Annotated in this window: 14 protein-coding genes; 5 read left to right on the forward strand and 9 right to left on the reverse strand. The window is 73.0% G+C overall.

The window, feature by feature from the left end; translation table 11 throughout:
• Positions 1-77 precede the first annotated feature (77 nt).
• Positions 78-1,310: a L,D-transpeptidase gene (locus tag ABTY15_RS04965; RefSeq protein ID WP_350576097.1), complete on the forward strand. Its 1,233-nt coding sequence runs from the start codon at positions 78-80 to the stop codon at positions 1,308-1,310.
• A 224-nt stretch (positions 1,311-1,534) separates the two neighbouring features.
• Positions 1,535-2,041, forward strand: a complete 507-nt coding sequence (locus tag ABTY15_RS04970) for an ATP-binding protein (RefSeq protein ID WP_350576099.1) — start codon at positions 1,535-1,537, stop codon at positions 2,039-2,041.
• Between the two features lie 364 nt (positions 2,042-2,405).
• On the opposite strand, the gene ABTY15_RS04975 is transcribed toward ABTY15_RS04970, so the two are convergent.
• The 4 genes from ABTY15_RS04975 to ABTY15_RS04990 all read right to left on the reverse strand — a co-directional run bounded on the left by ABTY15_RS04975 (position 2,406) and on the right by ABTY15_RS04990 (position 4,910).
• Positions 2,406-2,645, reverse strand: a complete 240-nt coding sequence (locus tag ABTY15_RS04975) for a hypothetical protein (protein ID WP_350576102.1) — start codon at positions 2,643-2,645, stop codon at positions 2,406-2,408.
• 231 nt (positions 2,646-2,876) lie between these two features.
• A complete protein-coding gene (locus tag ABTY15_RS04980) occupies positions 2,877-3,398 on the reverse strand; it encodes a GNAT family N-acetyltransferase (protein ID WP_350576105.1) in 522 nt (173 codons plus the stop codon).
• 203 nt (positions 3,399-3,601) lie between these two features.
• Positions 3,602-4,492 carry a hypothetical protein gene (locus tag ABTY15_RS04985; RefSeq protein WP_350576108.1) on the reverse strand — a complete coding sequence of 297 codons (891 nt, stop codon included), beginning with the start codon at positions 4,490-4,492 and terminating at the stop codon, positions 3,602-3,604.
• A 211-nt stretch (positions 4,493-4,703) separates the two neighbouring features.
• Positions 4,704-4,910: a DUF397 domain-containing protein gene (locus ABTY15_RS04990; protein WP_350576177.1), complete on the reverse strand. Its 207-nt coding sequence runs from the start codon at positions 4,908-4,910 to the stop codon at positions 4,704-4,706.
• Between the two features lie 266 nt (positions 4,911-5,176).
• Here ABTY15_RS04990 and ABTY15_RS04995 point away from each other — a divergent pair, with 266 nt between their 5' ends.
• The gene (locus tag ABTY15_RS04995; RefSeq protein ID WP_350576111.1) at positions 5,177-6,121 is read left to right on the forward strand and encodes a DMT family transporter; all 945 of its coding nucleotides are present in this window, start codon (positions 5,177-5,179) and stop codon (positions 6,119-6,121) included.
• A gap of 134 nt (positions 6,122-6,255) precedes the next feature.
• On the opposite strand, the gene ABTY15_RS05000 is transcribed toward ABTY15_RS04995, so the two are convergent.
• Positions 6,256-7,539, reverse strand: coding sequence for a hypothetical protein (locus ABTY15_RS05000; RefSeq protein ID WP_350576113.1), 1,284 nt, complete (start codon positions 7,537-7,539; stop codon positions 6,256-6,258).
• A 138-nt stretch (positions 7,540-7,677) separates the two neighbouring features.
• Here ABTY15_RS05000 and ABTY15_RS05005 point away from each other — a divergent pair, with 138 nt between their 5' ends.
• Positions 7,678-8,139 (forward strand): nuclear transport factor 2 family protein, encoded by a 462-nt coding sequence (locus ABTY15_RS05005; protein WP_350576116.1) that lies wholly within the window; start codon positions 7,678-7,680, stop codon positions 8,137-8,139.
• A 2-nt stretch (positions 8,140-8,141) separates the two neighbouring features.
• On the opposite strand, the gene ABTY15_RS05010 is transcribed toward ABTY15_RS05005, so the two are convergent.
• From ABTY15_RS05010 to ABTY15_RS05025, 4 genes are all read right to left on the reverse strand, one after another.
• Complete coding sequence (locus ABTY15_RS05010; protein ID WP_350576118.1) at positions 8,142-8,885, reverse strand: serine/threonine kinase C-terminal domain-containing protein; 744 nt, start codon at positions 8,883-8,885, stop codon at positions 8,142-8,144.
• Between the two features lie 242 nt (positions 8,886-9,127).
• Entirely contained in the window at positions 9,128-9,688 is a 561-nt protein-coding gene (locus ABTY15_RS05015) for a hypothetical protein (protein WP_350576121.1), read from the reverse strand.
• Positions 9,688-11,523, reverse strand: a complete 1,836-nt coding sequence (locus ABTY15_RS05020; protein ID WP_350576124.1) for an AbeC-like domain-containing protein — start codon at positions 11,521-11,523, stop codon at positions 9,688-9,690. Before ABTY15_RS05020 ends, ABTY15_RS05015 begins: the two co-directional genes overlap by 1 nt.
• Positions 11,524-11,559: 36 nt before the next feature.
• The gene (locus ABTY15_RS05025) at positions 11,560-11,982 is read right to left on the reverse strand and encodes a DUF3291 domain-containing protein (protein ID WP_350576127.1); all 423 of its coding nucleotides are present in this window, start codon (positions 11,980-11,982) and stop codon (positions 11,560-11,562) included.
• Between the two features lie 174 nt (positions 11,983-12,156).
• On the opposite strand from ABTY15_RS05025, the gene ABTY15_RS05030 reads away from it, so the two are divergent.
• Positions 12,157-12,798: a MerR family transcriptional regulator gene (locus tag ABTY15_RS05030; protein WP_350576130.1), complete on the forward strand. Its 642-nt coding sequence runs from the start codon at positions 12,157-12,159 to the stop codon at positions 12,796-12,798.
• The last annotated feature ends 119 nt before the right edge of the window (positions 12,799-12,917 follow it).

Here is a 12,917-nt window from a genome sequence, read left to right on the forward strand (position 1 = left end):
CCTTTCCGGTGGCCAGGGCGTGTAGAGGTCGGGTCCCTTCACGGGTCCGGCGGGGAAGTGTGAGGGAGGGAGTCGACATGAGGTCGATACGCAGGGTGGTGGCCACCGGCCTGGTCGGCGGGGCGATGGTGCTGACGGCCGCGTGCGGCGGCGGGGGCGGCACCGGGAGCGGCAGCGCGGCCAAGGCCGACCTGGGGGCGGGCGCGAACGCCGGGACGGCCTCCACCGCCCCGAGCGCGGCGCCCACCAGCGCGGCGCCCAAGGTCTCGCAGGCCGTGGTGAACATCGAGCCGAAGACCGGCGCGGTGGACGTGGCGCCGGGTGCGCTGAAGGTCGGCGCCACCGGCGGCAAGCTCACCACCGTCAAGGTCAGCGACAAGGCCGGCAAGGAGGTGCCCGGCACGATAGCCGCCGACGGTTCCAGCTGGACCCCGTCCCAGGGCCTCGCGGTGGGCACCGCCTACCAGGTGAGCGCGATGGCCGCGGACGCCAACGGCGTGGTCGCCAGCGCGGACAGCAGCTTCACCACGCTGACCCCCGAGGCGCTGGCCAAGGCCGCTGACAACGTGGACGACAACGCGACGTACGGCGTCGGCATGATCGTCTCGGTGAACTTCAGCAAGGACGTCAAGAACCGGGACTCGGTCGTCAAGGGCATCACCTTCGAGACCGACAACGGCACCGTGGTCAAGGGCCACTGGTTCGACGACCGCCGGCTGGACTTCCGCCCCGAGAAGTACTGGAAGCCCGGCACCAAGGTGACCGTCCACTACCGGCTCAAGAGCGTCGAGATCGCCCCCGGGGTGTACGGCACCGACCGGGACGAGCCCTTCACGATCGGGCGATCCCAGGTCTCGACGGTTGACGCGGCGACGCACCGGATGACCGTCGAACGGGACGGTCAGGCGTCCGAGATCCAGATCACCTCCGGCTCGCCCGAGCACCCGACCTGGAACGGCACCATGGTCGTCATGGCCAAGGAGGGCGTGGTGCGGATGCAGTCCAGCACCCTGCCCGGCATGACCGGCGCGCCGTACGACCTCCAGGTGCCGCACTCGATGCGGCTCACCGACAGCGGCACCTACGTGCACGGCAACTACTGGAGCGACCAGATCGGTGAGGACAACGTCAGCCACGGCTGCGTCGGCCTCAGTGACGTCAAGGGCGGCGGCGACGGCACCTCGATGGGCAAGTTCTACGACGGCTCGATCGTCGGCGACGTGGTGATCGTGAAGAACTCCACCAAGAAGGAGATCCTCGACCCGTCGAACGGGCTGAGCGGCTGGAACCTGGCCTGGAGCGCCTGGTAGCCGGCGGGTGACCGCCCTGGTCGGAGGTGGTTCGCGGCAACCCGGGCTTGACGTCGAGCAGGCCCGGGTCGCCGTCGTCATGCCGTCGCCGAGCCGTCGTCATGCACCCGGCATATGCCGAACCGGCGGAGATCGTTTGCTCATTGTCCGTACGCGGCCGCTTGCGTTCCGCAATGATGGACCGCATGGCGGGTTGGGGCGAAACAGATCAGTCATCGGTTCCCATGATCGGGACGGTCGCCGAGGCGTCGTGGATCGACGTCCGGTGCGCGCTGTCGGCGCTGGAGGGGCTCAGCTCCGAGGAGCTGGAGGAGATGTACTTCGGCAGGCTCAGCGACCAGTCCACGCCCAATGAGGTGCTACTGCCGTCCCGGCCGGAGTCCGGCCCGGTGGCCCGCCGGCTGGTGCTGTCCGTCCTGGAGTCCTGGGACCTCCACCAGCACCTGGAGGCCGGGGAGTTACTCACCAGCGAGCTGGTCTCCAACGCCGTCCGGCACGCCGCCGGGCGGACCATCGGCCTCCAGGTGAGCCGCAAGCCCGGCTGGCTCCGGATCGAGGTCCGGGACTCCTCGCGCGCCCTGCCCTGCGTGATCCTCGCCGAGCCGCAGCCGGTGAACGAGCGCGGCCGGGGCCTGCGGATCGTCGACGACCTGGCCGACCGGTGGGGCGCGGACCTGCTGCCGCGGGGCAAGGGCGTCTGGTTCGAGCTGAAGGTCCGCGAGCGGCACTGAGGCGCCCGCTCCCCACCGTCGGAACGCCCCGGAAAACACGCAGGGCCCCCGACGTTCGCCGTGGTCCGGCGGATGGGGGCCCCTGCAAGTCATCGCGTCGGCCAAGGGGGTGCGTGCCACGCGATGGGCGTCGGCCGTGCCAGGTCGGGCCAGCCGAAGTCCGATGCCTTGACTATGGCACGGATCTCAGCATGTGGGCAAACCGAGCGGCTTTGATTGCAAGGTTTGTAACCTAGTTCACCTTTAGATTTTGCATAGGTTAACGCCGCCACCTGTGAATATTCATGATCGACGGCTGTGGCGGTGCCCCGCTACTCGTCCGGATGGGAAGCGGGGCACCGCAGTGACCCGATGCTTCGGCGTCCTAGTCGACGGCCCGCCACGGGTTGCGCAGAGAGAGCACCGGGGTGTCGACACCGAGCTTTGCTGCGGTGCTGTGCACGGACTCCCTCAGGTAGGGGTAGAGCACGGTGAGGCCGATCTGTTCGATGAACCTCTGCTGGAGATCGGTCGCCAGCTCGAACGGCTCGCCGATGGAGAATGCGGCCACCGCGTCCACGGCGAAGTCCGCCTGAGTGTTCCCCAGCTCAAGGCGGCACCTCACCTCCAGGACGGTCGCGCCTTCGCGTTCCCGAAGCCACACCTGGAGTGACGTCCGGCCGTCCGCTTCCGCTCATAGGAAGTCTAGGGGCGTCGGAGCGCTCTGCCGCCCGGTGCTATGTCAAGGGGCGTGCAGGAGTGGGTTGTTGAAGCCCTTGGCCCGCGTAGGGGTTGTCGGGTCCTCGCGGGTGCGCGAGGACCCGACCGTTCTGTCTGCCCGGATACCGAGCGGTGATCAGATCCCGAACGCGGCGGCCCAGCGGACCACCCCGGACGGCAGCGGATCGCCCTCGTGCAGGCTCAGCGCCATCCACGCCTCGTCGGGGGCGTCGATAGAGAGCCGGACCCCGTGCGCGGAGGCGCGGACGAACCCGAACCGCGGGTAGTACGTCGGGTGCCCGAGCAGCACGACGAAGCGCTCGCCCCTGGCGCGGGCGGCGTCCAGCCCGGCCAGCACGGCGGCGGAGCCCGCCCCGCAACGCTGGTGATCCGGGTGCACCGAGACCGGGCCCATGGCGAGGGCCGGGACGTCCCCGATGAACGCGCGGGTCAGCACGACATGGCCGACGGGGGTGTCGGCCAGGTCGGTGGCGACGACGGACAGGCCGTCGATCCAGCCCTGGTCGGCGCGCAGCCCGGCGAGGATGTCGGCCTCGTACGGGCGGCCGAACGCGGCGAGCGTGAGGGCCTGGACGGTGGCGATGTCCGCGCTGGTCTCGGCACGGGTGAGCCAGGAAGTGGCGGCAGAAGAAGACATGGGAAACCCTTGGGTGAAGGGCCCCGGCACAACGCGACGGTGGTGCGGTCAGGCCAGGGCCCGGGAGGTGAGGATGGTCGTCCGGGCGCTGCGCAGCACGCGCGCAGCAGTCATCACCGCGGCCACAATCTCACCTTCCCTGTCTCTGCTCGGTCCCTGCTCGCGACCGTAACACCGTTGGTGGCGGGGGCGCTTCTGGTTTTTCAGAGGCATGCCGCGACCGGCCGTTGCTCCCCTCGCAGTGCTCTGCGGGCGTCGGCCGCATGGGCGCGGACGGCGGCGGGGGAGAGCCGGGGCGGGGGCGGTGTTCGGCGGACCGCGCTGTGGCCCGCCCGACACGTGCGGCAGAGGCCGCCGAGGAGGGCGTGCGGGCGGCAGGGGGTGCGGCAGTCGGTGCACTCGGCGATGCGGGTCACCGGCGCGGCCGGCGGGGCCAGGGGGCGTTCCGGGGGCATCTTGTCGAGCAGCCGGCGGCGGGTGAAGCCGACCGGGCTGTGGATGTCCAGGGGGAGCCCGCCGGCGAGGGCCGCTGTGAAGAGGGCCAGGGTGGTGCCCCGGGCCAACCACTCGGCGGCGAGCGGTTCGAGGGCCGCGCAGTCGGCGGCGGAGAGGGCGAGGCGGGCGTCCGCGAGGCCGAGGCCGGCGAGGGCGGCGTACGCAGGGGAGTGGGGGGAGCTAGGGGCGGCCGTTCGCTCCTCCGGGGGATCGGGCGCGTCCTCCGTTGACTCGCCGGATTCGTCTCGCGCAGCCGGGCTGTCGCCGGTGGCGATGAAGTAGGCCCACCAGCCGTCACTGCGGGGCGTGCGGGAGAAGTACGTGCGGACCACCCACTGGGGGCGCTCGGCGTCCACGCGCTCGCGGATGCGCCGCAGGTGACCTGCGGTGGAGAGCCGGTTGAGGGCAGTGCGGACGGCCATCTGCCCGTAGTGGGGGTTGTAGGCGGCGAGGGTCTTGGCGTCCATGGCGGCGCCGTCGGGGAGCCGGTCGATCAGGCTGGCGAGGTACGCCTCCCGGGCCGGGAGGTGGGTGAAGTCGTCAGCAGCGCGGGGGCGTTGCCCCGAAGCGGACTTCTTGCCGTATCCGGGCGAGGCCATGGGGGTAGAGTCGTGGATAGCCACAGGACCGAACGTCTCTTTCGATCGTGCTGGTCAGACCCCCGTTCGGTGTTGGCGCACCGGCGGGGGTCGATTCGTTAGTGCGCACGCTACACGGCGGAACGGACTGTGGCGAAGTCGTGACGATAAGTCATATCGGCTGAGTGCGGGGGTGGTTGGAAGGTGGTTTCCCACCCGTTCCACTAAGGGGTCACTCGGCCGCGAGCACTTGAGCTTCGGCCGCGAACGCGACGAACGCGGACCACGCCTCGGGCGAGAAGGAGAGGGTCGGCCCGGTCTTGTCCTTGGAGTCCCGGACGTGAACAGCGGTCGGGGAGGGGGCCACCTCGACGCACTCGCCGCCGTCGCTCAGGCCGGCAGGCAGTGCGGCGCAGAATATGTCGGTCGGTCTATAGATTCCGGCGAAGGGGATTCGAAGTGCGCAGGAAGTCGGGCAGGCCGACTTCCTGCGCAGACGACGGGTGGTCGTGGCCGGTACCATCGGGCCCGTGAACTCGTACTGGCACGTCGTTCTGCCACCGCTCAGCGCCTGATCGGGCGCACGTTCCGGTGGCTTGATCCCCGCGTTCCTGGCCGGCCCGTAGCGGCGCCAGGGCGTCGCGTCGTGCGCCCGTTTCGAAACCACGTCCTCCTGACGGTCTTCGACGACGGAAGTTCACGACTGTGCCCGACACTGTGCCGAACCGCACCTCCGCGCCTGCCCACCCGACCCCGCGCGCCACCCCTCGCACCGGCCCGTTCAACGGCCCGCTGCCCATCCTGGCCGCCGCCCTGCTCTGGGGCACCACCGGGACGGCAAGCTCCCTCGCACCCGCCGGGGCCCCGCCCGCCGCGATCGGCGCCGCCGGCCTCGTCCTCGGCGGCCTGCTGCTCCTCCTCTCCACCCGCACCGCCCGCGCCCTGCCCCGGGCCTGCGACCGCCGCGAGCGCCGGCTGCTCGCCCTCGGCGCCATCGCGGTGGCCGGCTACCCGGTCACCTTCTACCCGGCCGTCAGCCGCACCGGCGTCGCGGTCGCCACCGTGCTCGCCCTCGGCAGCGCGCCCGCCTTCACCGGCCTGCTCGGCTGGCTCACCGGCCAGGGCAGGCCCACCGCGCGCTGGGCCGGCGCCACCGCGACGGCCGTCCTCGGCTGCGCCGTCCTGGTCCTCGGCCCCGAACTCACCGGCGGCGGCCCGGCGGTGGACCCGCTCGGCGTCCTGTGCGCGGCGCTGGCCGGCCTCTCCTACGCGGTCTACTCGCTCGTCGGCGGGCGGCTCATCACCCGCGGTCACCCCTCCGCCGGGGTGATGGGCGCGATGTTCGGCGCAGCGGCCGTCCTCGTCCTGCCGGTGCTCCTCCTCACCGACCCGCACTGGCTGCTCTCGCTGCGGGGCACCGCCGTCACCCTCCACCTCGCGGTGATCACCACCTTCCTCGCCTACCGCCTCTTCGGCCACGGCCTGCGCCACACCCCCGCCCGGACCGCCACCACCCTCACCCTCGCCGAACCCGCCGCCGCCACCCTCCTCGCCCTCACCACCCTCCACGAACACCTCCCCACCCTCGCCTGGCCCGGCCTGGCCCTCCTTGTCACCGGCCTCACCCTCCTCACCCGCAAACCCCACTGAGCACCCCGCGCACGGGAGGTCGACCCGCTCGACCTCCCGTGGGGCAGCCACCCGGTGCGCCCGTGCTGGAGCTGGTCGGGACCCGCCCAGGGTGAAGGGGAGAGCAGCTCATCGGTCGAGGGGGAGGGGTGTGGTCAGGGGGTGGCGCAGTCGAGGATGCGGCCGTCGGAGGTGCCGATGAGGAGGCGGCCGGGGGCGGGGACGGTCAGGGCGGTGGGGACGGCGGGGATGCCGGCGACGGTGAGGGGGCCGCGCCAGCGGGGGGTGCCGCCGTGGAGGTCGAGCGCGACGATCTCGCCGTCCTGGTAGGCGATGTAGGCGGTACCGGTGTCCGGGTCGGTGTCCAGGTCGGTGGCGACGGGGTCGGTGCGGAAGACCCAGCGCGGTGAGCCGTCGGTCATCTCGCGGCGGACGACGAACGAGCCGCCCGGCTGTAGTCCGTGCCCGTTGTACACGGTGCCGGCGTGCACCAGGCTGCCGTCCGCGGTCTCCGCGCCGGGGCCGGCGAAGTGCACCTCGCCGGGCGCCCAGGAGTGCGGGAAGAGGCGACGGGGCTTCGCCCCCTCCGGGGCGGCGACGAGCCAGTGCTTGCCGCGGATCTTCGCGGCCTCGCGGAAGTAGGGCCGACTGCCGTGCCGGACGCGGAGCCTCTCGTACGGCCCCCGGTCGGACGTGGGCGGGGTGCGGTGGGTGAGCCGTATGCCGTCGGCGAGGGGCGGGCACTCGGGCCGGTCGGGGGCTTCCGGCTCGTCCGCGTCGAGCGTGGCGAGGACCGTGCCGTCCGGGAGTTCCTCGACGGCGCGGACGTTCCGTCGCGGGTCCCAGGCGGTGCTCAGCGCGGAGACCGTCCGGCGGGCGTCCTCCCGGCCGTCCGGGCGGGGTGTGGGCACCCGGGGGCCGACCAGGTCGCGGGGGGTGAGCGAGCGGGGCGGTACGGCGCGCCAGTCGGGCCGCCGCACCACGGCCTCGTAGCCCTCGACCCACGCCGCCCGGTCCTCCCCGTCGTCGGGCGGTGCCATCAGCACCCGCAGCTCCTGCTCGTCGACCCACGTCAACCCCAGGACCTGGCGGCCGTATCGGTGCTCGAAGAGAGGGGTGGTCGTGCCGGTCTCCAGGTCCAGCAGGAGCAGCTCGCCCTCGAAGACGTAGCCGCCGTCGTACGCGCCGCTGCCGACGGCGAGGAGCGGTGCTGTGGGGTGGAAGGCTATCGCGTGCACCCGGTAGCGCGCGCGGAGTACGGCGCGGCAGGCGAGGTCCCCGGTGCGGTAGACGCCCACCGGCGCCGTACGGCCGTACTCGTACGCCCCGGCCACCGCGAGCAGCCCGCGCCCCTCGTCGGCGACGGTGAGGACCGGCTCGCCGACCTCGGCGAAGGGGCGGTCACCGAGGATCCGGACGATACGGAGGGGGAGACTCATGCCATGCATCCTCTCAGCCCGGCAGGACGGCCCGACGGCCTGCCCGGCCGGGCTTCCCGTAGGGTGCGATCAAGTGGGCGAACTCCCGGACGGGATCCGGAGGTTGACACCCAGACGGCGCGAGGAGGGATTCCCGTCATGACGGACACCAGCACGGCCGGGCTCGGGCCGATCGACATCCTGGCGCGGTACCGGCAGGCGATGCTGGACAGGAACGCGGACGACCTGGCGGATCTGTACGACGTCGACGCCGTGCACGAGTTCCCGTTCCTCTTCCCCGGGGTGCCCGAGCGGTACGAGGGTCGGGAGGCCGTGCGGGCGGGGTACCGGGCGACGTGGGGGGCGAGCCCCGCGCGGCCGGAGGAGGTGCGCGAGGTGGCCGTGCACCAGGGGGCGGACCCGGAGGTGATCACCGTGGAGCAGGTGGTGACCGGGACGGTGGCGACGACGGGCAGGCCGTTCGCGGTGCCGGGGCTGCTGGTGATGCGGGTGCGGGACGGCCGGATCGTGCACGTGCGCGACTACATGGACGGGCTCGGCGTGGCCCACGCGATGGGGCGGCTGGGCGCCGTCGCGGCGAGCCTGGAGGGCGGCGCCTGAGGTCAGCCGGTGGGTGGCGGGGTGGGGCAGTGGTCGGTGAGGCAGAAGGAGCTGAGCACGGACTGCTGGATGCTCCGGAGGGTGCTCGGCCAGCTGTCCTCGGGGCCGGCGACGAGGAGGGCGTAGTCATTGCCGTCGGGGGCGGTGAGGATGTGGTTGACCGTCAGGCGGACGTGGCCGTCCAGGGTGTAGGCGTACTCCAGCTCGGCGCCGTCGGCGGTTCGTACCAGGCGGATCCGGTGGTAGTCGGGCCTGTTCTGCTTGACCAGGTCGGCGTCGGTGTCGACGGCATGGGCGTACGGGTCGCCGGGGCCCATCGGGATCACCTGGACCAGGCTGAGCCGGTCCGGGGAGTCGTAGAAGACGGGCTTCCCGCCGTCGTCGGGGCGCCGCTGCCAGCCGTCGGGAACGAGCAGGCCGAACCCGGCCCGGTCCTGGACGAAGGTGCGGTGCGGCCCGGTGGGGGTCGGGGTGGGCGTCTCGGTCGGGGTGGCCGTGGCCGTGGCCGAGGCCGTCGGCACCGGTGCGGCCGGGGGCGGGACCGTCGGTGACGGGGAGCCCGGGGCGGCGCTGGTCGCCGGCGCGGTCGGGCCGGAGGCGGCGGCCGGCTGTTTCCCGTCGCCGTGGCGGGTGAGCAGGTACCCGCCGCCGCCCGCGAGCCCGCCGAGCAGGACTCCGGCGAGCGCCGCCAGCACGATCGCCCGGGTCCGCCCCTTCGTGGGGTGCTGTCCATCCGGGGCCGCCACGGACGGCATCGGCGGCTGGAGCGGCGGCTGGAGCGGGGGCTGAACCGGCGGCTGGAGCGGCGGCGGTGGCGGCATCAACGGCGGCTGGGGCGTCAGTGACGTCGGCGCGACGGGCGGTTGGTTCGGCCCGCCGTGCCCGGGCACCCACTGCTGGCGTGCCGCGTCCCACTCCATGTCCACAGACTCTCCCCCGATGTCCGCGTTCCCCTGCCCCGATCAGCCGGCTGCCCCGGGCACCTCGGTCAGCCCAGGAACTGCTCGATCGCCTGGACGACCGCGAGCGCCGAGGCAAGACCGGAGACTACCGTGCCCGAGCCCCGGAGGAAGCCGAGCAGCCGCTCCAGCCGGGTGCGCGGAGTGGTCCCGGTCCGTTCCAGGTCGGTGTCGACGGCGGCCAGCTCGTGCTCCACCTCGGCCGTGCCGTCGCCGTCCGCCCGTACCAGCAGCGGGAGTTGCCGGCGCAGCGTGCGGACCGAGTCGAGCAGGTGCCGGGCCGACGGGTCGAGGTGCACCGAGGAGTCGACGGCCCGGGCGTCGGTCCCGCTCGCCAATGCGCCGCCGGTCATCGTGCCGATCGCGACCACGCCGGGCGCGGCCGGCGGCATCGCCATCGCCATCGGCACCCCTGCGGTCGGGGCCGCCGGGACGGCCACCGCTCCGGACCGCTGTGAGCGGTCCTCCGCGCTCGCCCGCTCACCGGCCGCGACGGCCCCGCCGGCGAGGTGGCCGATGGTCACCCCGCCACCGCCGGGGAGCGGCCGGGGAGTCTCCTCGTCCCGCTGCTCGTCCTGTCCGTCGGTCATCACGAACCTCCTTCGTCCGGTTGTGCGGTGGTGGTGTGCCGGGCGCTGGCGCCCGCTCCGGAGGCGACCGCGCCGCCGCTCATCGACCCGATGTGGATGCCGCCGTTGAGCACCTGCACCACGGTCTGTTCGAAGCGCCCGGTCTCGTACCCCTCGTTGTGCAGCGCCTCGCGCACGCCGGCGATGATCCGCTCCTGGACGGTTTTCAGGTACCGGTTGACGTCCAGCTCCTGGAACAGCGAGACGGTGGACTCGCCGGCGAGTTCGCGCAGCGAGACGGTCGGCCGCGCGGCCACCACCCCGTCGTCCGCCGGGGCTCCGCTGATCCCGGCCCCCGTGCCGAGGCGCAGCAGCGAGCGGAGCGCGGCCGGTCCGGCGGTGAACGCGGACATCGCCGGCCGTCCGCCGCGCAGCCTGACGCCACGCAGGGCAGCCGCGTCGGCGAGCAGCCCGTACTGGCGCCGCACCGGGCCGAGGACGTGTGGCACGACCTCCAGCACCAGCAGCCGGCCCTGGGTGTGCACCCGGAGCAGCACGGAGAGCACCACCTGCTCGTCCCAGGCGCCGACCCGGATCCGCAGGTAGTGCCGGCGCGGCTCGCCGCCTTCGTCCACCGCCTCCCGCAGGTGGCGGGCGACCTGCTGGGGCTCGCGGTGGACCGCGCTCCGGGGCGGGCCGGACGGCAGGAAGACGACCTCCTGGACCTCCATCTCCCGCAGCCGGTCCAGGCTGGTACGGGCGGTGGCCTGCCGCAGCGCCAGCAGGCGCGGAACGATCAGGTCGAGGACGGCCCGGCCGGTGAGCTCCCCGGCCGGGGCGACGACCGGGCCGGTGGTCCGGCGCTTGAGCTCCAGGACGAACGACCAGGGCCGGTACGGGAATCCGGCTCCGAGGAAGGGTTGGGCGGGGTCGTAGACGATGAGCGGGGAGTGCTGCTCGGCGGCGACGGCGTGCACGATCCGCTGGTAGCGCCGGCCGGCGGGTGGCCGGAGGGGCGGAAGCTTCTCGAACGCGGTGCGGTCGAGCCGCTCCCGGACCGTCCGGGCGACCACCAGGCGGTGCGCCCACACCGTCGCCGCCAGGGCCACCGGGAAGACCACGCCGATGGCGTCGGAGTACCGCATCAGGGCGCTCAACGCCAGGAGCCAGTAGAGGAGTTGGACGAGGGTGGCGATCACCTGGAGGGTGCCGCCGGGGGCTCTTCGGTCGGCCGCCGGGGCGCCCCGGCCGGCGGGCGAGGCCGGCGCGTACAGCGCGTCCTCCCGGACCTGCGCCGGCTTCGCGTACCAGGACAGCAGACAGGCCAGGGCGTACAGGAAGGCGAAGTTCGCGAGGTAGGGCGTGGTGTAGCGGCCGAGGAGCTCGAACAGGCCGTCGGGCAGCAGGTCCTGGCCGCTCTCGTGGCCGTACCCGTCGCCGCGCACCCGGTCGAGGTAGGACGACCAGTAGCCGGCGGACGGGGCGTTGGCGATCAGCGGCTGGTAGACGACGGCGGCGAAGCCGGTCCAGATCGCCGCCAGGACGGCGCCGGTGGCGGCCTCCACCCGGCGGGCCCGGAGCGCGTGCGCGAGGACGGTGACGAGGTCGAAGCCGAGCGAGGGGGCGACCGAGCGCTCGTCGTGCTCGACCAGTTCGGACAGGACCCGCCGACGGAGGTCCGGGTCGAGGTGGACGCCCGCGCACAGCAGCCGGGTGGCCTCGGACTTTGCGTACGGCGACGGCGGTGGATCCGGCGCCGGCGGTGGCCCGGTCGTCGACGGCCCGGCCGGGGGCGGCTCGGCAGCGGACGCGGAGGGGCCGGCCGGGGAGACCGGTCCGGGTGGCTGGTAGGTCATCCACTCCCCCCTGCGGAATGATCCAACTAGCCTCGATTATGCCCCTGTTGATGCATCGTCAGCTACCCCTCGGCGCTGCTCGTCGAGTCGCCGGTGGGCCTCGGTCCAGGTGATGGGCAGCTGCTTGACCGGCGTCTGCCAGAAGGTGAAGGTGGACTCCTTGGTGGTGTCGCGCAGGCTGGTCATGACGCTGCGGTGGGGTTCGGCGGCGGCGAAGGCATTGAGGGCCTCCCGGCTCTCCCAGGCGGAGAGGGTGTAGAAGGTCCGCCGCAGCGGGTGGGCGACCAGTGAGGCGCCGAGGGCGCCGGGCGTGCGGCCGATCTGCCGCCAGACGGCTATCGACTTGGCGAAGAAGCGCGGGACGTCGGCGAGCGAGCGGACCTCGAAGCGGGAGGCCATGACGACGGCCCGGGTGCCGGGGGCGGCGGGGTTCGGGGTGATCCAGGGCAGGGTGGGCATGGGAATGCGCCTCCAGTTATTGGGTAGTGGCACTATCTATGTTAGACAGTACCGGTATCCAAATGCCAGAGTCGGAACGACCGAACCCGGAAGAGACCCGGAGAGACCCGGAAGAGCTCCGGAGAGACCGGAAGAACCCGGGAAGAGCCCCAGAAGGAGAGCGAGGGTGCAGCCGTGCGCATCTCGGAGCTGAGCCGCCTCAGCGGAGTCCCCACCGCGACCATCAAGTACTACCTGCGCGAGGGGCTGCTGCCGCCCGGCCGCGCCACCGCCGCCACCCAGGCCGAGTACGACGAGACCCACCTGCGCCGCCTGCGCCTGGTCCGTGCCCTGATCGGGGTCCGCGGGCTCAGCGTGAGCGCGACCAAGGAGGTGCTGGGCGCGCTCGCCGCCCACGTCGACGACCGGCACCTGCTGCTCGGGCTGGTGCTCGGCGCCATTCCGGCGGACGAGAACGCGCAGCCCGCCGCCGTCCCGTGCGCCGCCGAGGTCGACGCCCTGATCGCCGAACTCGGCTGGGAGGTCTCCCCGTACGCCCCTGCCCGCGCCGCCCTCGGCGAGACCCTGGAGAGCCTGCGCTCCCTGGGCGAGCCCGTCCCCCTCGCGACCCTGAGCGCCTACGCGGCCCTAGCGGAACGGACCGCCGCCCTCGATCTCGACCGGATCTCCGGCACCGACGACCCGCTCGAACAGGCCGAACGCGCCCTCGTCCTGACCGTCCTCATGGAACCGGCCCTGCTGGCCCTGCGCCGGCTCGCCCAGGAGAACGAGTCCGCCCGCCGCAACGCCGCCGCGCCCGAGGGCGGCCCTGCCTGAGAACGCGAAGGCCCCCGGACGGGAGGCGAATTCGAAGGGTCGTTGCAACACGTGGTGAGTTGATCAAGCCGCGAGCAGTGTACGCAGGCGCTCGGCTGGAGTTTCCCAGCCGAGCGTTT

This window comes from Kitasatospora sp. NPDC097643 (assembly GCF_040302625.1).
Taxonomy (GTDB): domain Bacteria; phylum Actinomycetota; class Actinomycetes; order Streptomycetales; family Streptomycetaceae; genus Kitasatospora.